At 44.0% G+C, this 21,182-nt stretch carries 22 protein-coding genes and 1 riboswitch; of the genes, 12 read left to right on the top strand and 10 right to left on the bottom strand.

The genetic code is table 11. The features are described 5' to 3' along the window. Positions 1 to 82 precede the first annotated feature (82 nt). Both CD004_RS04495 and CD004_RS04490 read left to right on the top strand, forming a co-directional pair. On the top strand, positions 83 to 742 hold the full coding sequence (locus CD004_RS04495; RefSeq protein WP_102261666.1) for a DNA-3-methyladenine glycosylase: 660 nt from the start codon (positions 83 to 85) through the stop codon (positions 740 to 742). After that, positions 739 to 1,263: a D-glycero-alpha-D-manno-heptose-1,7-bisphosphate 7-phosphatase gene (locus CD004_RS04490; protein ID WP_102261665.1), complete on the top strand. Its 525-nt coding sequence runs from the start codon at positions 739 to 741 to the stop codon at positions 1,261 to 1,263. Before CD004_RS04495 ends, CD004_RS04490 begins: the two co-directional genes overlap by 4 nt. Positions 1,264 to 1,683: 420 nt before the next feature. Here CD004_RS04490 and CD004_RS04485 read toward each other — a convergent pair whose 3' ends face one another. The 7 genes from CD004_RS04485 to CD004_RS04455 form a co-directional block, all read right to left on the bottom strand. Then, positions 1,684 to 2,229 carry a 2-oxoacid:ferredoxin oxidoreductase subunit gamma family protein gene (locus tag CD004_RS04485; RefSeq protein WP_226676183.1) on the bottom strand — a complete coding sequence of 182 codons (546 nt, stop codon included), beginning with the start codon at positions 2,227 to 2,229 and terminating at the stop codon, positions 1,684 to 1,686. Beyond that, a complete protein-coding gene (locus CD004_RS04480) occupies positions 2,229 to 2,987 on the bottom strand; it encodes a thiamine pyrophosphate-dependent enzyme (RefSeq protein ID WP_233434945.1) in 759 nt (252 codons plus the stop codon). The genes CD004_RS04485 and CD004_RS04480 overlap by 1 nt, the downstream gene beginning before the upstream one ends. Beyond that, a complete protein-coding gene (locus CD004_RS04475) occupies positions 2,984 to 4,048 on the bottom strand; it encodes a 3-methyl-2-oxobutanoate dehydrogenase subunit VorB (RefSeq protein ID WP_102261663.1) in 1,065 nt (354 codons plus the stop codon). Before CD004_RS04475 ends, CD004_RS04480 begins: the two co-directional genes overlap by 4 nt. 16 nt (positions 4,049 to 4,064) lie before the next feature. Beyond that, entirely contained in the window at positions 4,065 to 4,295 is a 231-nt protein-coding gene (locus CD004_RS04470) for a 4Fe-4S binding protein (protein WP_031307999.1), read from the bottom strand. A 14-nt stretch (positions 4,296 to 4,309) separates the two neighbouring features. Continuing rightward, positions 4,310 to 4,987 (bottom strand): nucleotide-binding protein, encoded by a 678-nt coding sequence (locus CD004_RS04465; protein ID WP_102261661.1) that lies wholly within the window; start codon positions 4,985 to 4,987, stop codon positions 4,310 to 4,312. Positions 4,988 to 5,155: 168 nt separating this feature from the next. Further along, positions 5,156 to 5,476 (bottom strand): hypothetical protein, encoded by a 321-nt coding sequence (locus tag CD004_RS04460; protein ID WP_102261660.1) that lies wholly within the window; start codon positions 5,474 to 5,476, stop codon positions 5,156 to 5,158. Positions 5,477 to 5,651: 175 nt separating this feature from the next. Then, on the bottom strand, positions 5,652 to 6,374 hold the full coding sequence (locus tag CD004_RS04455) for a CBS domain-containing protein (protein WP_102261659.1): 723 nt from the start codon (positions 6,372 to 6,374) through the stop codon (positions 5,652 to 5,654). A gap of 502 nt (positions 6,375 to 6,876) precedes the next feature. Then, positions 6,877 to 6,978: riboswitch (purine riboswitch) on the top strand. 103 nt (positions 6,979 to 7,081) lie between these two features. Between CD004_RS04455 and CD004_RS04445 the strand changes: the two genes are divergently transcribed. From CD004_RS04445 to CD004_RS04415, 7 genes are all read left to right on the top strand, one after another. Further along, a complete protein-coding gene (locus CD004_RS04445; RefSeq protein WP_102261657.1) occupies positions 7,082 to 8,374 on the top strand; it encodes an NCS2 family permease in 1,293 nt (430 codons plus the stop codon). 344 nt (positions 8,375 to 8,718) lie between these two features. After that, entirely contained in the window at positions 8,719 to 9,771 is a 1,053-nt protein-coding gene (locus CD004_RS04440; RefSeq protein ID WP_102261656.1) for a rhodanese-like domain-containing protein, read from the top strand. 29 nt (positions 9,772 to 9,800) lie between these two features. Further along, positions 9,801 to 12,011, top strand: coding sequence for a respiratory selenite reductase catalytic subunit SrrA (gene srrA / locus CD004_RS04435; protein WP_102261655.1), 2,211 nt, complete (start codon positions 9,801 to 9,803; stop codon positions 12,009 to 12,011). A gap of 1 nt (position 12,012) precedes the next feature. Next, positions 12,013 to 12,552, top strand: coding sequence for a respiratory selenite reductase subunit SrrB (gene srrB, locus CD004_RS04430; protein WP_102261654.1), 540 nt, complete (start codon positions 12,013 to 12,015; stop codon positions 12,550 to 12,552). Positions 12,553 to 12,567: 15 nt separating this feature from the next. Continuing rightward, complete coding sequence (nrfD, locus tag CD004_RS04425; RefSeq protein WP_102261653.1) at positions 12,568 to 13,716, top strand: NrfD/PsrC family molybdoenzyme membrane anchor subunit; 1,149 nt, start codon at positions 12,568 to 12,570, stop codon at positions 13,714 to 13,716. Positions 13,717 to 13,746: 30 nt separating this feature from the next. Continuing rightward, a complete protein-coding gene (locus tag CD004_RS04420; protein WP_233435010.1) occupies positions 13,747 to 14,370 on the top strand; it encodes a molecular chaperone TorD family protein in 624 nt (207 codons plus the stop codon). Positions 14,371 to 14,374: 4 nt separating this feature from the next. Then, a complete protein-coding gene (locus CD004_RS04415; RefSeq protein ID WP_102261651.1) occupies positions 14,375 to 15,634 on the top strand; it encodes a rhodanese-like domain-containing protein in 1,260 nt (419 codons plus the stop codon). A 43-nt stretch (positions 15,635 to 15,677) separates the two neighbouring features. Here the strand turns inward: CD004_RS04415 and CD004_RS04410 are convergent, their stop codons facing one another. Both CD004_RS04410 and CD004_RS04405 read right to left on the bottom strand, forming a co-directional pair. After that, positions 15,678 to 16,586 carry a Gfo/Idh/MocA family protein gene (locus CD004_RS04410; RefSeq protein ID WP_180321276.1) on the bottom strand — a complete coding sequence of 303 codons (909 nt, stop codon included), beginning with the start codon at positions 16,584 to 16,586 and terminating at the stop codon, positions 15,678 to 15,680. 111 nt (positions 16,587 to 16,697) lie between these two features. Beyond that, on the bottom strand, positions 16,698 to 17,543 hold the full coding sequence (locus tag CD004_RS04405) for a DegV family protein (protein WP_102261650.1): 846 nt from the start codon (positions 17,541 to 17,543) through the stop codon (positions 16,698 to 16,700). 204 nt (positions 17,544 to 17,747) lie between these two features. On the opposite strand from CD004_RS04405, the gene CD004_RS04400 reads away from it, so the two are divergent. Beyond that, positions 17,748 to 18,416, top strand: coding sequence for a hypothetical protein (locus CD004_RS04400; protein WP_102261649.1), 669 nt, complete (start codon positions 17,748 to 17,750; stop codon positions 18,414 to 18,416). A 13-nt stretch (positions 18,417 to 18,429) separates the two neighbouring features. Here the strand turns inward: CD004_RS04400 and CD004_RS04395 are convergent, their stop codons facing one another. After that, complete coding sequence (locus CD004_RS04395) at positions 18,430 to 18,657, bottom strand: thioredoxin family protein (RefSeq protein WP_102261648.1); 228 nt, start codon at positions 18,655 to 18,657, stop codon at positions 18,430 to 18,432. A 553-nt stretch (positions 18,658 to 19,210) separates the two neighbouring features. On the opposite strand from CD004_RS04395, the gene CD004_RS04390 reads away from it, so the two are divergent. Together CD004_RS04390 and CD004_RS04385 are read left to right on the top strand one after the other, a co-directional pair. Then, on the top strand, positions 19,211 to 20,041 hold the full coding sequence (locus tag CD004_RS04390; protein ID WP_102261647.1) for an aldo/keto reductase: 831 nt from the start codon (positions 19,211 to 19,213) through the stop codon (positions 20,039 to 20,041). A gap of 168 nt (positions 20,042 to 20,209) precedes the next feature. Next, complete coding sequence (locus CD004_RS04385; RefSeq protein ID WP_102261646.1) at positions 20,210 to 21,175, top strand: NAD(P)H-dependent flavin oxidoreductase; 966 nt, start codon at positions 20,210 to 20,212, stop codon at positions 21,173 to 21,175. Positions 21,176 to 21,182: the final 7 nt, after the last annotated feature.

Raw genomic sequence — 21,182 nt, 5'->3', positions numbered from 1 at the left:
TCACTAGAATTTTGGGCAAAAATGATGGATGACTCTTTCAACTGCAGGGTATAAAGATAAAAAAGAGTTATCAGGAGGTTATATGGCAGAAGAACGGGGTATTTTCCATGCACTTGACAAGAATTTCTATCAGCAGCCTACCCTGGATTTGGCGGTATCGCTCCTGGGATGCACTTTAGTGAAAGAAACTGAAGAAGGAACTGCCGCGGGAATAATTGTGGAGACAGAAGCCTATGTCGGTCCGATGGACAAAGCGGCACACAGCTATAATAATCGCAGGACGAAAAGGACAGAGATCATGTTCCATGAAGCTGGTTTAGCCTATACTTATGTTATGCATACCCACACACTATTCAATGTTGTCAGTGGGGAAGAAGGCAATCCAGAGGCAGTTTTGATCAGGGCCATCGAACCTGTTGAAGGAATCGACCTAATGGTTAAGCGCAGGGGTATGCCCGAGTCAGCCAATCTCACCAATGGACCTGGAAAGCTAACGAAAGCAATGGGCATAAATACATCCGATTACGGGCATCCCTTAACAGAGAAGCCGCTGTTCATCTCGCAAGGATTTGTACCTGAGAGCATTTCTTCAGGCAAGAGAATAGGCATCGACAATTCGGGAGAAGCAAGAGACTATCCTTGGCGTTATTGGATCACCGGCAATCGCTATGTATCTCGACATCAGAATGCCGAGAAAATAATAATAGTAAAAGATGTTAGTAAAAACGGAGGAACAAAATGAGGAAAGCAATATTTTTGGACAGGGACGGGGTTCTCAATGAAGTTTTATCTGACCGTGTAAAATTCGTTAACACTCCTGAAGATCTTTATCTCCTTGAGGGTGCAGCAGAAGCAGTCGCACACTTGAGCAAGGCTGGCTATGAAATTTTTGTAGTCACCAATCAGGGAGGAGTCGGACTTGGATTCCTGAAGGAAAAGCGGCTGCAAGAAATCCACGACCACATGATAGAGATGATCAAGGAACATGGCGGCCATATCAAGGAGGTTGCCTATTGCCCTCACAAACCAAAGGCAGGCTGCGAATGTCGCAAACCAAATGCCGGAATGCTGATTGACCTTGCCAGCAGGCACGATATTGAATTGACAGGAAGTGTCATGGTTGGGGATCACGAGCGCGATATCGAAGCCGGTAAAAAAGCAGGCTGCAAAACTGTCTTTATAGGAACCGATGAAACAAGTGCTGATAAGCAGGCCCCTACACTCAGGGCAGCCGTTCCATTCATTTTAGAGCTTCTGGGATAGGGGTTCCTATTTGAGTCCTACAAACTGGTATTTGCATGAACTTTAGCAATGGACTAACAAAAATGCTCAAAAAAGCCCGGAGCCAGAAAAGGGGATCAAGTTGTGCTGAAAATAAGCGGATAATTTTCTCTTATTCACGAAATAGCACTAAAAATGGCTCAAATAGACGGAGAGATTCCGACTAACCCCTCAAAAAACGTAAATTATGTGATTTTTCTTTATTTAACCGGAAAATCTCCGCTTATATACCCCCAACTCAGCTCTATTTTGAAGTCTAACCGGAAAATCTCCGGTTATTACACCAAGAAGCAGTCCGATTTCATTTGGACTGCTTCTCGTTAAGTTATTTATTATGGTGTACTAATGCTGGTAGCCAGATTTACCTAATGTTTCTGTTTACCCCCCAGCTACTACTCTGTCTTACGTTGTCGCGATGTTGGCCACGGACCGGCCGAGTTCAAGTGCCCGGCGATTGATTTCTATTAAAGAGTGTTTTTCCGGAGAAAGTACTTTTTTCAAAGCTTCCAAAATAGACTCATCGGACAGTATTCCTGTTTCCTCAAGGAATGCCCCAAGCAGGACCATGTTTGCGACTTTCGGGTTGCCGAGCTCGTTTGCCTGGTCGGTAGCTTTGATATTTAAAATTTTTATATCGGTTCTTTCCGATACTTTTGAAATTAATGATGAATTAACAACTAGTAGACCACCAGCCCTCACCATCGGTTCGAATTTTTCATATGACGGGTTATTAAGGACAATCGCTGTCGAAGGCCTTGAAACAAGTGGTGAACCTACTTGTTCTTCACTGACAACGACTGCACAGTTGGCGGTACCACCGCGTTGCTCTGGTCCGTAGGATGGCAGCCATGATACAAACTTCCCTTCATTCATCCCGGCATAGGCGATCAACTGGCCCATCGACATGACCCCCTGGCCTCCAAACCCCGCTATCAAGATTTCCTCCATCACCTATCAGCCTCCTTTGGTACATCCTTATACACGCCAAGAGGATAGGCAGGTACCATGTGGTCTTTAATCCAATCGAGAGATTCATTTGGATCTAGACCCCAGTTCGTCGGACAACTGGACAGGACCTCGACCATGGAGAACCCTTTGCCTTGCTTTTGTGTTTCAAACGCTTTCCGGATTGCCTTCTTTGTCTTGATGATATTTGGAACATCATGGGTCGAAACTCGTTCAATGTAAGCTGTGCCATCAAGAGTTGAAAGCATCTCACTCACACGGATTGGCAGCCCCTGAATGCTGGCATTCCTTCCAAAAGGCGTTGTAGCTGTTTTCTGGCCAACCAATGTAGTCGGCGCCATTTGTCCTCCGGTCATTCCATAAATCGCATTATTCACAAAGATAACCGTAATGTTTTCACCTCTTGCAGCGGCATGGACAGCCTCGGCAATCCCAATCGAGGCAAGGTCTCCATCACCCTGGTAGGTAAAAACAAATCTGTCAGGCAGGACACGCTTGATTCCAGTAGCCACAGCAGGTGCCCTGCCATGCGCTGCCTGGGTCATATCACAATTGAAATATTCATAGGACAGCACAGAGCATCCGACAGAAGCGACTCCAACTGTATCTTCAAGAATCCCCATTTCCTCAAGCACTTCGCCGACCATCCTGTGGATGATACCGTGCGTACAGCCAGGACAATAGTGCGTCTGGTTATCAGTCAATCCAGTTGTTTTCTCGAATACTGTTTTCATTGTCATACCTCAACACCCCCGGCCAGTTTGATGATTTGATCATAAATCTCTTCCTGGGTAGGAACGACACCGCCAGTTCGCCCAAAGAACGAAACAGGGGCCCTGCCTTCGACAGCGAGTCTGACATCCTCAACCATCTGCCCTGCGCTCATCTCCACTGAAAGATAGCCCTTTACCCTGTCACGTGTTTCAATGAAAGGTTGCTCAGGGAATGGCCACAGCGTAATTGGACGTATCATCCCGATTTTCAGGCCGTCTTTTCGCGCTTGATTGATTGCATTCATTGCAATTCTTGCTGCTGTTCCATAAGCAGTTACGATATAATCAGCATCATCGATTTCAAACGTTTCGTATCTGACTTCATTTTGCTTAATCAATGCAAACTTTTTCTGTAAAAGTTCATTCCGCTTTTCAAGCGCATCGGCATTTAATTCAAGCGAGGAGATAATTCTAGGTTTGCCATCTCCGCGGGTACCGGTCGTAGCCCATTCCTTCTGTTCTGGATCCCTTTCATTCAGCTCCTTGAACTCAACTGGTTCCATCATCTGTCCGAGCATGCCGTCACCAAGTAAAATAACCGGAGTACGATATTGATCAGCGATATCAAAAGCTGCTTCTGTCAGGTCTATGATTTCCTGAAGCGTTGACGGAGCAAGGACAGGTGTATGGTAATCACCATGGCCTCCCCCTTTTGTCACCTGGAAATAGTCCGATTGTGCCGGCTGGATATTGCCGAGTCCTGGTCCTCCCCGGACGACATTCACAATCAGGGCCGGGAGCTCTGCTCCAACCAGGTATGAGATTCCTTCCTGCTTCAAGCTGAATCCTGGACTCGATGATGATGTCATCACACGCACACCGGTTCCGGCCGCGCCATACACCATATTGATTGCAGCCACTTCACTTTCCGCCTGTAAAAATAACCCGCCAACCTCGGGCAGCCTTCTGGCCATATAGGCAACGAGCTCACTCTGCGGTGTGATCGGATAGCCAAAAAAATATTTGCAGCCCGCATGGACAGCTGCTTCCGCAATAACCTCGTTACCCTTCATAAGTACTTTCCCCATTGTCATATCTCCTTTGCTATACAGATTTCCTTACCTTTTCTGGCCTATAAACAGTGATCACCGAATCCGGACACATTTGCGCGCACTTGCCGCAGCTGATGCAATTTTCCTGGTCTGTCACAACCGCCGGCCGGTAGCCTTTTTCATTCAAGTAATCAGCAAGATAAATTACATTTGTCGGACAAGCGTTCACGCACAGCTTGCATGATTTACAAGTCTCTTCATTAAAAACAACTCTCTGCTCCACCGTATTTGCCTCCTTTAAATTTCCCATGGCAATTTTAAATACCTCGTAATCACTTTCACTGGGGACTCCGTTTCAATTCCAAGACTTTCGGCTGATAAATGCTGCGGTACCATCGTGTATAACAAAGGAATCCCCAGAGTATCTGATAGCTCCCTGCTTAAAATTAATCCCTTTTCAACATCCTGAAGTGTCGTCTCCGATCCCACATTCGAGTTATTGATGATTCCTGTAATCTTCAGCCGGGAGGCACTTTCAATTTTCTGTAATGTCTCAACCGCCCCTTCCAGAGTGCTGACATATGGACGGTTTGCATTCAAAATGAACAGCACCTCGGGCTTCATCTCATTCCAATCGTTGTAAAATTGCCCCAGTGCCGTAGCTCCATCTTTATCTCCTCCAGCATCGACGATCAGCTTATAGGCCGGGTCATAGATCACCCTGCTCATATCGCCTGGAACAATCGGCAAATCAGCGGCTGCAAGCCTTTCAGCAGGGGCAATAAGTTCAATTCCATTTTGTTCAAAAATATTTCTGGCGTCCCTCGCACGGTAATATGGATTAACGATGTCGAGGTCAGCAACTGCTGTCCTGGCATTTGTCTTCCTTGCCTCCAGTGCTAGATTAATTGATATCTCTGTTTTTCCGCTGCCAAAATGGCCGGTAATAATGGTAATGTCCGCACCTTTTTTCACAGGTTCCCACCTCCCTAGTTGAAAGCGTTTTCATTTAAGGTCAACTTCATTATATAAATTTCTGTCAGGCTTCTCTTTGATAAAAGTCACGTTTTTAGTAAAAATTGGTCAAAAAAGTGTTAACCAATTTAAAAAAGGAGTTCCACGACAGAACTCCTTTTTCAAGTCTTATATTGCAAAGCTCAGAATCACTTTTTGCGGCATGTCCTGTTCCTCATAAACATCTTTTCTCAATCTCTCGCAAGAAGGCATTTCATATGAAAAATCTTCCACTGCTTCAGGGATCAGTCCATCTGCTTTTAGTGTCTCAAAAACTCTTTGCATTGCATCATCCGTATCCAGGCAATCTTCAGAACCTTCATATTTAAAACAATCAACGCATGTTTCCACGATATTTGCATCAATCTGTTCCTGTATAAATACTAATTTTGCGCCAGCCATCTTCTCAACTTCACGATTTTCCAATTCAATAATCGTTGTTACGTTCATTATTGGCACCTCCATTTGGATTACACTATCATTATAGTAAGTTAAATTCCAAACAGGGGTGTTTTGCCATTTAGTTCATTTATTATTCACATATTCCGGTCAAAAAGTTGTCAAAAACTCCTTAACAAAGGGATTTCAGATACCCATACAAGGATTCAACTAAGTCAGCACACACTTAATCCAATGCATCGATTTCAACTAAATCCCAGGGAGTGATAATCCCGATCGGCCGCTCGGAGGCTTTTCCATTTTCAGTGATTACTACTGCTTCCAGCTTTCTGTTTTCAAGATGGTACTTTTCAAAAATATCCTCTACCGAAAATATATCAGAATTCTTCGGTGCAAATTCTACAAATCTCTTTGAATGAAGATATTCCAGGTCGCTGATTTTTGCATCCTCTATCGTCCTGCCCCCTTCCAGCAGATTACTCGCAAGCCATTGGGCAATGCAATTCGAAGTCAACAACCATTTGAAACCATTATCATCATAGACAGGAAACTGGGAATAGGCCCTTTTCTGGATGATTTTCAAGACATCAACTAAACTGGTATCTTCTTTAAAATAAAACACTGGTCTTGTTGCGATTTCAAGTGAATTCTTCGGATCTGAAACCTGACTGGCGATCATTTCAATTTTCTCTACTACTTTTTCATGCGGTTCAGCTATGTAAAAATCCAGCGCAATTTTGTCATGCACAAGCGAATTCCGCAGTCGCCCATACATTTTTAAGTCATGATAATATTTGCGGATGATCGAATGTCTCGGATAATTAATCCGCAGCAATTCTGAAAATTTATCAGTCGTCTCATTCCTAGAATTCCTCTGCATCCACCGATGAATCTGGTTGAACGCCACTTCAAATCTCTCAGATCTTTTTTCATTTTGAATAACAGCCAATTTTATGTCTCCTCGCTTCTTATCTTATGTAATTCAGCATTTACTATGATTTCTCCGGACTTTTGTTCGCGTTTATAACGAATTTTATCTGTTGTAAGCTGTATTTTCTTAATATTATCAAAAAAACTGCTAATTTGGTTGAAAACTGGCAGACTAGTATACTTGTGGCGGATTCTCTCTTTCATTTTGTCCAAAGTTACCCCTGGTTCGGACAAAATGGTGGCCTTCCCTTGTGATTTTGTCCAAAGTCATGCCACCTTTGGGACACTTACATTTCGAATTCCGCGATAACGTAAGGTTATTCCGCTAATTCACAAGTGTATTCCGCGATAATCCATAGTTATTCCGCGATTTCCCACGGTAATTCCGCGACATGGAGATTGGCAAACAGATATACCAACTAGCTTCCATCTTCCCTAATAATCAGAAAAAAACAAATAGATAAACTTTAAGAATTGCAATTGACCTCGATGTAAAATGCTGATACTATCACTAGTATTATTTAAATCTATAATCTTTTCCTTGTATATGTTCGAGAATATGGCTCGGACGTTTCTACCATGCTACCGTAAAAAGCGTGACTACAAGGGACATTGATATTTGCTATTCTTTTTAGCATCTATTTGTCCTTTGTGGTACTCCGGCAGCATAAATCTGCCGGAGTTTTTTTATTTTCATCATCAAAACCAACCAGGAGGACAGCACACATGAAAAACTTTTTCCAGTTTGCAGAACGAAATACAAATTATAAACAGGAAACACTCGCAGGTATTACGATATTCTTATCGATGGCATACATTCTTGTCGTCAATCCATTAATCCTTAGCCAGGCAGGCATGGATAAGGGGGCTGTTTTTACAGCTACAGCTCTATCAGCCATCATCGGTTCCCTTCTTATTGGCCTGCTTGCTAACTTCCCTATTGGAATTGCTCCAAGCATGGGCTTGAATTCATTTTTCACTTTTACCGTCAGCATCGGGATGGGAGTCAAATGGGAGGTCGCCCTTACTGGTGTGTTCATCGCAGGTGTCCTGTTCGTCATCCTCAGCCTTTTGAAGATCCGCGAAAAAATCATCAATGTCATCCCGCAGGATCTTAAGCATGCAATCGCTGCGGGAATCGGTTTCTTCGTCGCCTTCATCGGATTGAAGAATGCGGGTATCATCGTTGGCAGCGAAGCGACTTTTGTCTCTATCGGCAACCTGACATCAGGTCCTGTCCTGCTGGCTCTCTTCGGCTTCATCGTCAGTGTCATCATGATGGTCCGTGGAATCAGTGGCGGCATCTTTTATGGAATGGTGATTGCGACAATCGTTGGAATTTTCACGGGCTTGATTGAAAAACCTACTGCAATCGTCGGTTCGGTTCCTGACATCTCACCAACGTTTGGTGTCGTCTTCAATCACCTGGGAGATATTTTCTCTCCTGATGTCCTTGCCGTCATTTTCACATTCTTGTTTGTTGCTTTCTTTGATACTGCTGGAGCATTGATTGCGGTAGCCAGCCAGGCTGGTCTGATGAAGGATAATAAAATTCCCAATGCAGGCCGTGCACTTCTTGCGGACGCAGGCTCGGCTGTTGCTGGAGCTGTACTTGGTACCTCCACAACAGCGTCATTCGTTGAATCATCAGCAGGCATTGCGGTTGGCGGACGGACCGGCTTCACTTCCGTGATCATTGCGGCTTGCTTTGGCGTGGCGATGCTTTTCTCTCCGATCCTATCCGTCATAACGCCGGAAGTTACAGCTCCGGCACTCATTATTGTTGGCGCGTTGATGGCAACTGAAATCAGTAAAATCAACTGGAGCAACCTTGCTGTGATTATTCCTTCATTCGTAACAATCATCATGATGCCGCTCACCTTCAGTGTCGCAACAGGAATCGCACTTGGTTTCATCCTTTATCCATTGATGATGCTTGGCATGGGCAAGCTTAGAGAAGTCCATCCTATTATGTATGTACTTGGTTTCTTGTTTGTTGGTTATTTTATCTATGTTTAATAAGCACCAAGTCCGCAGTTCTAGCTGCGGACTTTTTTTTCGTAAAAATATTCCACGCAATTTTCACGATTGTGTTTTAAGTGTGAAATATGCAAAAAATTCAAATTAATTATAGGTGAATCCCCTTACTTCTTGCTCCATTCTCGAAAATAGTAACTGAATTTCCACAGCAATAGACTTACCCCTGATGGTAAAAATAACTTAAGCGCTTAATTTTTTTTTACAAATTCTGAAACCTATAGGAGTATAGGCATTCAAAAGAATGGAGGTGTACATTCCCACCGTTTGATTCAATTCAAAATCAATATTTTGGCGGTATATCCGCCAGCAGAGAGGTGAGAGCTTTGAAGCTGTTTGGAAAAAAAATATTATTCCTGTTGGCCGGTACTATGCTGATTTTCACTGGAGGATGCGGTACCGAGCAAAATTCAACGAAAGTCCAACCGAAAGTAAATGGACAAAGTGACGAGCTCAATGTTTTTTCAGTCGTACAGCAAACTGCTGTTGCTTACCTGAAAAAACCTGTAGAGTCCATTACAGCAGAGGAAATTTTCGAAAAGATGATTTTGAATTACGACTCATCCTACTTCATTGTCGATGTCCGTGATACAGCTGCATTTGCTGCTGGTCATATCGAAGGGTCTGTCAATATTCCATACAGTATGACAGCCGATCCGAATCAAATCGCTAATTTGCCAAAGGATAAAAAAATCCTGGTAATTTGTTATAGCGGCCATACAGCAAGTCAGACAGCAGCCCTTTGGAATATGCTCGGATATGACGCTGTTCCAATGGTAAACGGGATGGGCGGCTGGACTAGTGATGCGGATTTGGGAACTCCCCTTCCACAAAAAACTTTCGATTATGAAGTGGAGGCAACCGAAACGAAAGCCGGTAACCATAAGCTCCCAGCTCCTGCAACCAAGAAGTATTCCGACGAAACCGCAGCTATTTTAGGAAGTGCTGATGACTATCTGAAAACCGGACTTCCACCGATCATGAAACCCGCGGCTATCCAGGAATCTATTAAAAATAAGTCGAATGGTCTCTTATTAGTCGATCTAAGGCCTTCAAATGAATATGTAGCAGGCCATATTCCTGGTGCAATCAATATCGCCTATGAATCGCTGGCAGAGCTTGAACAGCTTAAGAAATTGTCTCCTGAGAAAAAGATTGTCCTCATTGACCATGACGGCACCATGTCCAGTAAAGCTGCACGGATTCTCAATATGCTGGGATATGAAGCCTATGCCATGAAAGATGGCATGAGAGTATGGACATCCAATGCGGAAATCAATGGTATCCTTCCAATTACCAACGAGAAGGTTAAGGATTATCCTTTGAAACAGCTAAACACAAAACTCGAGACAGAAACTGGAGCCGCCAGCTGCGGTTAACAGCTTGTGAGAGAAAGGAGTACGAAGAGATGACAAATTTATCACGCCGTACATTTTTAAAAGCTTCAGCAACGGTTGTCGCAGCAGGCTCGGTGCCAGCCTATTTCGGCTTCAGTGAGTTCAAGAAAGCTGCCACCGAAGAAAGCGTGAAGAAGGTACCAACCTTCTGCCACGGTTGCACAAGCTATTGCGGAATAATTGCCCATGTGAAGAACGACCGGGTATGGAAGGTCGAAGGACACCCTATCCATTTGAAATCCAGCGGCAGAATTTGCGCAAGAGGCCACGGAATGGCAGCTTACCTGTACTCAAAAGACAGAGTGACTGGACCAATGAAACGTGTTGGAGAAGGGAAATTCGAACCAATCAGCTGGAACCAGGCATTCAAGGAAATCGGCGAAAAACTTGAAAGCATCGTTAAGCAATATACCGGTAATTCTGTCTTGTGGCTTGAGCACGGTACCCACCGTAAGTCGTACGTGGACCGCTTGTTTGACACCATTGGCTCGCCGAACTTCACCACACAGTATTCAACATGCTTCAACGCTAAAACAAACGCATGGCTGCAAATGACCGGTACCTCCCTTAACGGTGACCATAAAAATGCTAAGTACATGATATTTGAAGGAAGGAACTTCGCCGGTGGAATCATCCCGAATGGAATGAACCACATTACCCAGGCAAAGGAAAAAGGCGCAAAGCTGATCGTCATCGATCCGCGCTTTTCAGAAATTGCGAAAATCGCTGATGAATGGATTCCAATCAGACCGGGTACGGACCTTGCCTTCCGTCTTTCGATGGCCAATGTCTTAATATCAGAAAACCTCTACAATAAGACCTTTGTCCAACAATTCGTTGATGGCTTCAGTGAATTCAAACGCATGAACAAGGAATACACACCAGAATGGGCAGAGCCAATCACCGGTATAAAAGCTGATAAAATTCGGGAAATTGCCAGGGACTATGCAAAATACGCACCTCAGGCCTTCATCGAACCAGGCTGGCACGGACTTCATTCCCATTATGTGAACAGCACTCAAACGGCCCAAATGGGGATTATCCTGAATGCGCTTGTCGGCAACTTTTATGAAAAAGGCGGCTTAATGCCATCTGCCAGCCTGCAGCTGGGACATCTTGACTTGCCTTCAATTGAAAACATGCCTGAAAAAGGTGCTCGTATCGACGGAGCAGGTGTGACTGGAAAGTACCGAACAGTTGAACCATCAAGGGGAATCGCCCAAATTACGCCACAGCTTGTTCAACAAGGCCTGGCTAAGGCTGTATTCATTTGCAACTATAACCCCCTCAGGACCGCGCCGGATCCCGAGGAGCAAAAAAAGATCAAGGACGCAGAGCTGGTCGTTTCCATCAACATTGACTGGAACGAAACAAGCTACTATGCCGCTGATTATATCCTGCCTGAACATTATTATCTGGAAAGATTGGAGCATCCTCAAGCTGTATCAGGCCATATTTCGCATGATAACCCACAGCTTGCCCTTCGCCAGCCCGTCATCAAGCCGATGTATGACACAAAAAACACGCTGGATATGCTGAAGGGAATTGCTGACGCAATGGGCCATAAGGATTTGTATCCTTTTACAATCGAACAAGAAGTAGAAGCAGCGATTGCCCCGCTCGGCATCACCTTCGAACAGCTGAAAAAAGCAGGAACTTTAGAATTCCCGGCTACTGTTAAGCCAGGTTTCCCGATGAAAAAAGGCAAACCGGCTCTGCCTACGCTAACCGGAAAGATTCAATTCTCTGCCGATTTGTTCAAGATTGATGGAAAGCTCGGAATTCCTGTATGGGTACCGCCACTCGTTGAACCTGATCCTAAAAATGACCATGAGTTCCGCCTGATCCACGGAAAACAGCCTTGGCATTCTCATGCAATGACAACCAATATCGAACATCTGATGAAGCTTTCCGAAAAGTATCAGGGAACCTTTATGTGGCTTAATGCTTCGAGAGCGAAGAAGCTTGGCATCAAAACTGGTGACACCGTCACGGTTAAGTCGAAAATCGCCCAAAAGAAGGTACAGGTTAAAGTAACCGAGCTCCTGCATCCGGAAGCAGCCTGGCTCCCTTCCACTTATGGAGGATTCTCTCCTAAAAACAGGACAGCAAACGGAGTCGGCGTGAACTTTAATGATTTTATCCCAATCATGGTAGACCCTCTTTCTGGCTCGACAATGGCCCAAGAGGTTGTCGTGACCGTGGCAAAGGAGGGCAACTAGGATGGCAAAATACGGACTTTTGGTATTCCCGGAGCGCTGTACGGGCTGCAACGCCTGTAACATCGCCTGCGCGTCGCATAATCAGCTCGGGGTGGACGTTTCCTATAACCGACTTGAATTTTTGGAGACCGGAACTTACCCGAATGTAAAAATGGAAATCTTACCAGTACAGTGCCAGCATTGTGACAACGCTCCGTGCGTTTCCGTCTGCCCAACCCAGGCAACTTACAAGCGTGAGGATGGAATTGTCGCGATTGATGCCGACAAATGTATTGGATGCAAATATTGCATGGCTGCCTGCCCATATGAGGCAAGACAGCTGAATGAAAAGCGCGTGCCGGAAAAATGCAGATGGTGTCCTGAGATGCTTGAAAAAGGCGAGCAGCCTGCCTGCTCTGCGACATGCATGAATGAGGTCCGTCTGTTCGGAGACCTTGAAGATCCAAACAGCCAACTGAACAAAGAGCTGGCAAAGCATGAAGTCTATCAATTGCTTGAAGTTAAAGGCACGAAGCCAAGCATCTTCTATGTAAAAAAATAACTGGAGGTGAATCTCTTGAAAATCAATAAATGGACGATCCTGTCTGCAGCCTTCATTCTCTTCGGCCTGGCAGGAGCAGCCAATATTTTTATCCACGGTGAACATGCGATGGGAACAACAAATAAAATCCCATGGGGAATCCTGATTGCCAGCTACGAATATTTTGTTGGGATCAGCACCGGATTGCTGCTGGTCGCAGCATTAGGCTATGTATTCCATGTGAAGGCGATCATCCCAATCGGCAAATCACTGCTGATGTTTGCGATTTTTTCCCTTATCAGCGGTTTTGCAATTCTTTTGGTGGAGTTGGGCAATCCGCTTAACTTCATCCATTATTTCCTGACTCCCAACTTTACATCGCCAATCTGGTGGATGGCACCATTATACGGAATCTATCTGATGCTGCTGGTGACTTTGACAGTGTTTGTCGTTCGCGGCAATGAGTCCTTAATCAGGCCTTTTGCAATCATGACAGCTGTTTCTGCGGTAGTGGCCCTGATTTGCATCGGGTTTCTGTTCGGTTTCATCATTGCCCGTCCCTACTGGAACGGACCGATTTCACCTCTTTACTTTATTCTTACGTCTGTATTCTCTGGTATTGGGATGGCTTCAGTTATCGCATATCTGGATGGTAGACAGAAGACGAGTGAGAACCTTGGGACCGTTAAGTTCCTCAGGACGCTTAGCTTGTCCATGATGGGGGTCATGGTAGTGATTTATATCGGCAAAACCTTCGTCGGGCTATACGGCCAGATGCCGGGAAAATATGAATCACTGCTCGCTATGCTGAAAGGACCTTTGAGCTTCAACTATTGGGTACTTGAAATATCACTGGCAATCGTTATACCTTTTGTGTTGATTATATCTGCGCAAAAGCTCTCTGCGATAAAGCTAGGGCTTGCAGGTCTGCTATCCCTGACAGGAATTTTCTTTATGCGCTTCAATATGGTGATCGCCGGGCAGATTACTCCATTGAAAGTTATTAAAAATCCTGCTGAAGAAACCGTCTTCAACCTATTCAGCGTGACATGGTCTGAATGGGCCCTGATCATAGGCGGTATTGGGATCATGGCAATATTGTATCTCCAGCGTGAGCTTCTTGAACGGTTCATCAAACACAAACCAGCAACAGAGCTGAAAAAACATGGGGATGTAACCCTATAGTTACGAAAAGGGGCTGATCACTTGTTCACCATGACAGAAGAAAAGCGGCAGCTGTCCAATGCGCTTATGCTGCTGGCAGAATTTTATAAGCCGCCAACAAATGAACTCTATCAAGCTTTGAGAAATGGAACAGTCTTAGAAGAGCTGACGCCTTTTGTAAAACTGGAAGAAACATATGAAGATTCTTTTTCTTCCTATGAAAATATGAAACAATCCTACATCTATTGTTATCTTGGGCCTTCCGAGCCTTTCGCACCACCAATTGAATCACTCTACAAACAATGGACCGATGATCCTACCGCGGCTGTTTCATTCGCTAGACAAACTGGATTCTTCTATGGGGACCCTGCACTGCATGTCCAGTATCTGTTCCGCAAGTTCAAGCTTGAGTTTCCCGAGGAATATCGAGCCATGCCAGACCACTTGACCCTGTTGCTCGAATTTCTATCGTTTTTGCTCGAGCATGGTACAGCTGATCAGATCCATTCTTTTATTTCTGACCATTTCGATTGGCTTGACGATTTCGTCCTGGAATTGAAAAAGGCTGATACGAGTTTATTCTTTGTATCGATCACACAAATAGTGAACCAGCTTGTCCACTCCCCTGCATTTGGCTACAGGAGTGAACTGCCTGGTGAAGAAAGGAGTGAATAGTCTCATGGTAAAGAAAACTATGCTAGCTGGATTGATTTTCTCTGTCGGAATAGTAATAGCCGGCTGCGGGACTGGCGAACATTCGGCCAAACCTAACTCGAATGCTGCTGCAGATTTTAACCAGAAAGCAGACCTTTCAATCTACAAGGTAGCCGAGGAAGCTGCACCAGAGAAGGAAGCCGTACCACTCAAGGATAACCTCACCTATGTTGACACCGAATATATGATGAGATTAAAAGCGTCCGAAGGAGAGGTAAGCCCGGCAAGGAAAACGTACGATCAATTCCCTTCGGAATGGGACTTTGTCATTGTCGATTCCCGTCCTCAAGCTGTTTACCATGAAGGACATATCAACGGAGCAATCAATATCCCGGATTCACAGTTCGACCAATTCGCCTCCCTGCTCCCGGAAGATAAAAATAAGCTTCTTATTTTTTACTGCGGCGGGGTCACATGTGAATTGAGCAGCAGTTCTGCTGAAAAGGCAATCAAGCTTGGCTACAAGAATATCAAAGTCTACCAGGAAGGACTGCCAGAATGGAAAAAAGCCGGCAATTACCTTGCTGTGACAGCCCCTTATGTAAAAGGACTGATCATGGACGCAAATGTGTCACGGGATGATAAGCCACCATTCGTCATCCTTGATGCCAGACCGTATAAGATATATTTCGAGTCACACATCCCGAACGCAGTCTTTGCAGATGATACTCTCTTTGCGCAAAAGTATTTAGGAATAGCACCTGCAGATAAAAAGACTGAAATCATCGTCTATTGCGGAGGATTCGGCTGCCATAAAAGCCATGCTGTCGCTGAGGAACTCCTGAAAAAAGGCTACTCAAATGTCAAAGTCTATTCAGGAGGACTTCCTGACTGGACTGCACAATCCTTGCCAACATTCGGCACTGCTAATTCAGACGGAAGCTTTAATGTAGCTGAAGGCCAGGTTAACCGCGGAATCAACCCAGAGGAGTTTATGAACAAAATCAGTGCGGGAGCGTTTATCCTTGACGTCCGTTCAAAGGATGAAACAAAGGCCGGCGTCCTCAAAGGGTCACTGAATATCCCTGACAGTATCATCCTGGCTGACCCAGCCGCTATCGCAAGCCAGCTACCAAAAGACAAGAATGCCGTCATCGTCATTCATTGCGCATCTGGCGCAAGGGCCGCTGGCGTTGTGAATAAAATCGCTGACCTAGGTTATGCAAACACATTCTATTTGAATAACGCCATCCAAATATCTGCAGATGGCAAACCATCATTCTAATAGCCAAAACCCCGGTACATTTTAAGTACCGGGGTTTCGTATGTTAAAGCTCTTCCAATTCTTTTACGATTGTCTCACAGATTTCATGTGTTTCGAGAGAATCCCTTGCGGTAATTAAAGGGAATGAATTATTATTGACAGCCTGGATGAAATCAAAAATAATTTGCTCGAAGCCTCGCTTATGAAGAGTCGGCTCCCAGTCACTTCCTCCATGTCTCGTTTCATTCCGATTTTCCTGGACCATCAGGTCTGAAACATTCACTGCCGTTCTTTTTTGATTAGATTGAAAAACTTCTACCTTTTCCTCGACAACCCCGCTGTCACGGTTCATTATTCCGATTGCAATCCCCTCTTTTGCCTGCAGCTGAATTACTACATGGTGCAAAAAAGCTCCATTTTTCTTTCCGGTAATATTGATTTGCTTTATTTCGTAGGGAAACAAAAACCTTAGCGTATCAACCACATGAATAAAGTCATCGAGTATGAAATGGCGTATTTCCCCAGGCAAGGCCTTCCTGTTTTTCTGCATGATCACCATATTAGGTTCCTTCAACTCAGCCAACTGTTTATACGCCGGGGCATATCTGCGATTAAAACCTGTCATTAATAGCAAGCCTTTATTCTCAGCCAGCTCTGTCAGTTCCCTGGCCTTTTCATACTCATAGGCAATCGGCTTATCGACATACACATGGATACCAGCCAGCAGCAGTTTTTTTACAATTTCATGATGCGATTCGGTAGCACTATGGACAAAAGCTCCCTTAACACCACTTTCAATGAGTTCATCCAAACTTAGATGTATATGGGCAAATCTATACTTGGAAGCCAGGGTTTTCAGCTTGGCAATATCCCGGGTGTAAAGATGGAATTCAATATCTTGTTTTTCCGCGAATACAGGCAGATAGGCTTTTTGCGCAATATCCCCTAAACCAATGATTCCAATCTTCAACATATCGATTTCCCCCTGCTATTTTTGATATTTCAAGTGTACACAGTAACACGGACATTAAAAAGAAATCAGCCCCAATCAGGCTGATTTCTTACTTTGTTTTACTATTGCGGACTATTCATTAATCCATGCAAGCCCAATTGTTCCCTGCCCTGTGTGAGTCCCAGCTACTGGACTGAACGTAGTTGTGGTAAAAGAAATGTTTGGAAAACGCTGTTGAAGTTCCACGCGCCATTCCTCAGCCAATTCTTTCACATTTCCGTGTATGACACTTGCTTCTTTAATATTTGTTGAAGCTTCTTCAAAAATTTGAAACAGGCGTTCCTTGACTTTCTTTTCCGTCCTGATTTTATCAAAAAGGACTACCTTGCCATCATCGAACCTGACAATCAGCTTTAATTTAATCAAGCTTCCGATTATCACCTGTGTGGTGGATAAACGCCCACCCTTATGCAGCTGCTCAAGGCTTCCTGGTGCCATATATAAATTGGCCTTGTCAGGGAGTGTTTTTAAATAGGAAACGATTTCGGAATAGGACTTCCCTTGCTTTTGAAGTTCGACACCCTTTTCAACCATGCGTCCCAACGGGTAAGAACCAATTTTCGAGTCAATAACATCGACTTTGAAATCTACCATGCCTGAAGCTGCCACAGAGGATTGGTAAGTTCCTGTCAGTGCGCTCGAAGCGTGGATCGCGATCGCATGTTTATACTGCTCCTTAAGCTTCTGGTATAGTTCTACAAACTCCCCAATAGCAGGCTGCGATGTTTTCGGAAGGACCTTTGATGCTGCCAGCTTTGGATAAAAATCCTCCGCAGTGATATCTACACCTTCCAAATAGGATTCTTCTCCAAAAATAATACTTAAAGGGACAACATATATATGATTATTTTTTATGTATTCTTCTGTTAGTCCAGATGTACTGTCAGTTACCCATGCAATTTCATTTAAAGTAGTCATGATTTCTCCTGTTCTTATCAAAAATATCGTTGAATATGCTTACATTTCCCATGATATATGAAGAAGTCTTATAAGACTATTAGTAATTTTCAAGAATACGATTTATTTGTTAAAAACAATGAAAAAGTTAATAACCCAGACACATGTTTCTCATTCTGGTTAAAGGGAACAATTGTAACAAACCTGACTGGAGGAAAATGACTCATGGACCCTTATATCTACGGTTTATATTCCCTCATCTACTTGTTTTTATTCCTATGGGGACTAAAATTATCCATTAAGTATGGATTTTTTTCCTGGCTGAATGTACTTTTGCTCGTTACATTCGGTTTAGTGTATGACAACCTTGTACTAGCCATGGGGAGCGTGATAGGAAAAGGAAGCTTCTTAGAAGCCTTGAATGAGATGCGTTATTGGTTCCACGCATTCTTCACTCCATTGTTAATTTTATTTTCCTGGGCAGCTTTCAGGAAGACAGGAATCCAATGGCTGAAGGGACGAACAGGATTTATCTTGGCGGAAGCCTTCACTCTGGCTATGATCATTGCTGAACTTTTACAAAATACCATCGGACTTAAGCTTGAGTCAGCCCAGAAATATGGGGTACTAAGCTATGAATCTGCCGGACCACACGCCCCACCTATTATGATCATTGGTGTTACTGTCGCGTTACTGCTTGCAGGAATGATCCTCTGGAAAAAGCTTACGTGGAAATGGATGGCCATCGGCGTCATTTTGATGGGTATTGGAAGCGCTGTGCCAATTCCATTGGAGAGTGATGCAGCTACCAACGGCTTCGAACTTATTTTACTAATATCCTTATGGGCTACAAAAGCTTTCCTTGAAAAAAAATCAAATCAGGCCACGATATGAGGCCTGATTTGATTTAAAATAAAGTCTTCACTTCTTGTGCTGACAGGTGTTTCCCCGCTGAAACAACTTTTTCATCAATGACCAAAGCTGGCGTACTCTTCACTTGATACTTTTCGATTTCCTTATTATCTTCCACCATTTCAACGACCGCTGCGACACCCGCTTCCCTTACAGCAGCATTTATACTCTCTTCAAGACTTTTGCACCTATCGCAACCAGGACCCAGTACTTTGATGATCATAATTTCTATCTCCTTTCACATTTAACCGTGTTTAATTACCTTTATATCTTAAATGTACCCTGATCTTAAGAATAAAAGCCCTTTATCTGACAGCTTTTATGGTGATTGAACCAAAGCTGTCATGATTCCTTCGTTTTTCTGACAGCTTTTCTGGAGAATGGGCTAAAGCTGTCATGATTCCGCCGTTATTCTGACAGCTTTTCTGGAGAATGGGCCAAACCTGTCATGATTCCATCGTTATTTTGACAGCTTTTCTGGTGCATGAGCTAAAGCTGTCATGATTCGTACGTTATTCTGACAGCTTTTCTGGAGAATGGACCAAAGCTGTCATGATTCCTTCGTTATTTTGACAGCTTTTCAGGTGCATGGACCAAACCTGTCATGATTCCACCGGTTTTCTGACAGCTTTTCAGGTTCTTAGGCCAAAGCTGTCAAGATTCCAACTTAATCATCTTTAAAAAAGCTATTACACTTAGGAAGTGCAATTACTTTTTAGTGATAATATAATATGAGAAAATAAAATAGCAATTGAATTGATAAGGAGGCGCATGATATGCCACAAAATCTCCAGGATACTACTACATTACATAATGGTGTCAAGATGCCATGGTTTGGCCTTGGTGTGTTCAAGGTCAAGGAAGGTTCTGAAGTTGTAGAATCTGTTAAAGCAGCGCTAAGAAATGGCTACAAGAGCATTGATACTGCAGCGGTTTACAGGAACGAGGAGGGCGTTGGCCTCGGAATCAAAGAAGCTGGTGTTCCTCGCGAAGAATTGTTTATCACGACCAAGGTGTGGAATTCTGACCAAGGTTATGAATCAACGCTTCAGGCTTTTGAGACGAGCATGGAAAAGCTTGGACTTGAATACCTGGATCTTTACCTGATTCATTGGCCGGTAGCCGGCAAGTATAAAGAAACCTGGAAGGCACTCGAAAAGCTTTATAAAGATGGAAGAGTCCGCGCCATTGGCGTGAGCAACTTCCATGTTCATCATCTTAAAGATTTGATGGCTGATGCTGAAATCAAGCCAATGGTCAACCAGGTTGAGTACCATCCGCATCTGGCGCAGACTGAGCTGCTTGAATTCTGCAAAGCCGAAGGCATCCAGATGGAAGCATGGTCTCCCTTGAAGCAGGGCGAGCTTTTATCAGAACCAACAATCACAGAAATCGCCGAAAAGCACAAGAAATCACCAGCCCAAGTGATCCTGCGCTGGGATTTACAAAACGAAGTTGTAACAATTCCGAAATCGGTCAAGGAAAATCGCATCATCGAAAATGCAGATATCTTCGATTTTGAACTTTCTGCCGACGATATGGACCGCCTGAACAGCTTAAACAAAAATGAACGTGTAGGTCCAGATCCGGATAATTTCGACTTTTAATTTAAATAAAACATAAGACGCAGAATCAGTTTCTGTGTCTTTTTTTCGCCCCAAAACTACCACCAAATAGTTATACCTAAACATAGTATCTGGTGCTAAAAATCACATCTTTTTATAACTCTCCATGTTAAACTGCAAAGGAATAAATTTAGAAAGGGGTTTTTTAGCATGGACTTGCCAAAACTTAAGATTGGCCATATGGTTCCACGAGTCCCAATAATGCAAGGCGGAATGGGGGTAGGCATCTCACTCAGCGGATTGGCATCAGCGGTTGCAAACGCAGGCGGAATTGGTATCATCTCTGGAACAGGGATTACAGTTGAGGAGATGCGTCTGCATATCAGGAAAGCCAGAAAGCTAACACAGGGTAATGGATACATCGGGGTAAATGTTTTGTTTGCGATGAATGATTTTGCTGAAAAAATGAAAGCTGCACTAGATGAAAAAGTTGATTTCATCATATCTGGAGCCGGAATTTCACGAGATATGTATTCATGGGGAAAGCAAGCTGGGATCCCGGTCATTTCCATTGTCTCCTCTGCCAAGCTAGCTAAAATCTCGGAGCGCCTTGGTGCTGCTGCAGTGGTAGTTGAAGGATTTGAAGCAGGCGGGCATCTTGGGACGGACAAGCCCCTTTTTGACATACTGCCTGAAATTGTTGAGTCTGTGTCCATCCCAGTGATTGCTGCTGGAGGAATCATGACTGGGGCCGATATCGCTAAGGCTCTGTCCCTTGGAGCTTCCGGCGTCCAAATGGGCACGAGGTTTGTTGCCAGTGATGAATGTGACGCTCCACAAAGCTTCAAGGAGAAATACGTGTCAGCCACTGAAAAAGACACGATACTGGTGAAAACCACAGTAGGACTGCATGGTCGGGCTATTGCCAATCATTTCACTAAACTAATCACCACTTCAGATAAACTCAGGATTAAAAAATGTCGTGATTGCCTGAAAAATTGTTCCTATCAATTTTGTACACTGGACTCACTGCTCACCTCAGTGGCCGGTGATGTGGAAAATGGCCTTGTTTTTGCTGGCTCAAAGGTGAGTGAAATAAAAGAAATCCTTCCGGTCAGGACAATCATAGAAAATTTAAAAACGGAATTTAATGCAGCCACGCAAAGCTTTGCCTAAATAAAGA

This window comes from Mesobacillus jeotgali, assembly GCF_002874535.1.
GTDB lineage: Bacteria > Bacillota > Bacilli > Bacillales > Cytobacillaceae > Mesobacillus > Mesobacillus jeotgali.
This window is presented reverse-complemented; position numbering and strand designations above follow the sequence as displayed.

Bases quoted from the DNA above. Each gene is read 5' to 3' on its own strand.
- CD004_RS04460 (WP_102261660.1), bottom strand. From the start codon at position 5,476: ATGAACGTAACAACGATTATTGAATTGGAAAATCGTGAAGTTGAGAAG.
- CD004_RS04395 (WP_102261648.1), bottom strand. From the start codon at position 18,657: ATGATCATCAAAGTACTGGGTCCTGGTTGCGATAGGTGCAAAAGTCTT.
- CD004_RS04480 (WP_233434945.1), bottom strand. From the start codon at position 2,987: ATGACAATGAAAACAGTATTCGAGAAAACAACTGGATTGACTGATAAC.
- CD004_RS04420 (WP_233435010.1), top strand. From the start codon at position 13,747: ATGACAGAAGAAAAGCGGCAGCTGTCCAATGCGCTTATGCTGCTGGCA.
- srrA (WP_102261655.1), top strand. From the start codon at position 9,801: ATGACAAATTTATCACGCCGTACATTTTTAAAAGCTTCAGCAACGGTT.
- CD004_RS04490 (WP_102261665.1), top strand. From the start codon at position 739: ATGAGGAAAGCAATATTTTTGGACAGGGACGGGGTTCTCAATGAAGTT.
- srrB (WP_102261654.1), top strand. From the start codon at position 12,013: ATGGCAAAATACGGACTTTTGGTATTCCCGGAGCGCTGTACGGGCTGC.
- CD004_RS04385 (WP_102261646.1), top strand. From the start codon at position 20,210: ATGGACTTGCCAAAACTTAAGATTGGCCATATGGTTCCACGAGTCCCA.
- CD004_RS04445 (WP_102261657.1), top strand. From the start codon at position 7,082: ATGAAAAACTTTTTCCAGTTTGCAGAACGAAATACAAATTATAAACAG.
- CD004_RS04390 (WP_102261647.1), top strand. From the start codon at position 19,211: ATGCCACAAAATCTCCAGGATACTACTACATTACATAATGGTGTCAAG.
- CD004_RS04400 (WP_102261649.1), top strand. From the start codon at position 17,748: ATGGACCCTTATATCTACGGTTTATATTCCCTCATCTACTTGTTTTTA.
- CD004_RS04405 (WP_102261650.1), bottom strand. From the start codon at position 17,543: ATGACTACTTTAAATGAAATTGCATGGGTAACTGACAGTACATCTGGA.
- CD004_RS04410 (WP_180321276.1), bottom strand. From the start codon at position 16,586: ATGTTGAAGATTGGAATCATTGGTTTAGGGGATATTGCGCAAAAAGCC.
- CD004_RS04485 (WP_226676183.1), bottom strand. From the start codon at position 2,229: ATGGAGGAAATCTTGATAGCGGGGTTTGGAGGCCAGGGGGTCATGTCG.
- CD004_RS04495 (WP_102261666.1), top strand. From the start codon at position 83: ATGGCAGAAGAACGGGGTATTTTCCATGCACTTGACAAGAATTTCTAT.
- CD004_RS04475 (WP_102261663.1), bottom strand. From the start codon at position 4,048: ATGGGGAAAGTACTTATGAAGGGTAACGAGGTTATTGCGGAAGCAGCT.
- CD004_RS04415 (WP_102261651.1), top strand. From the start codon at position 14,375: ATGGTAAAGAAAACTATGCTAGCTGGATTGATTTTCTCTGTCGGAATA.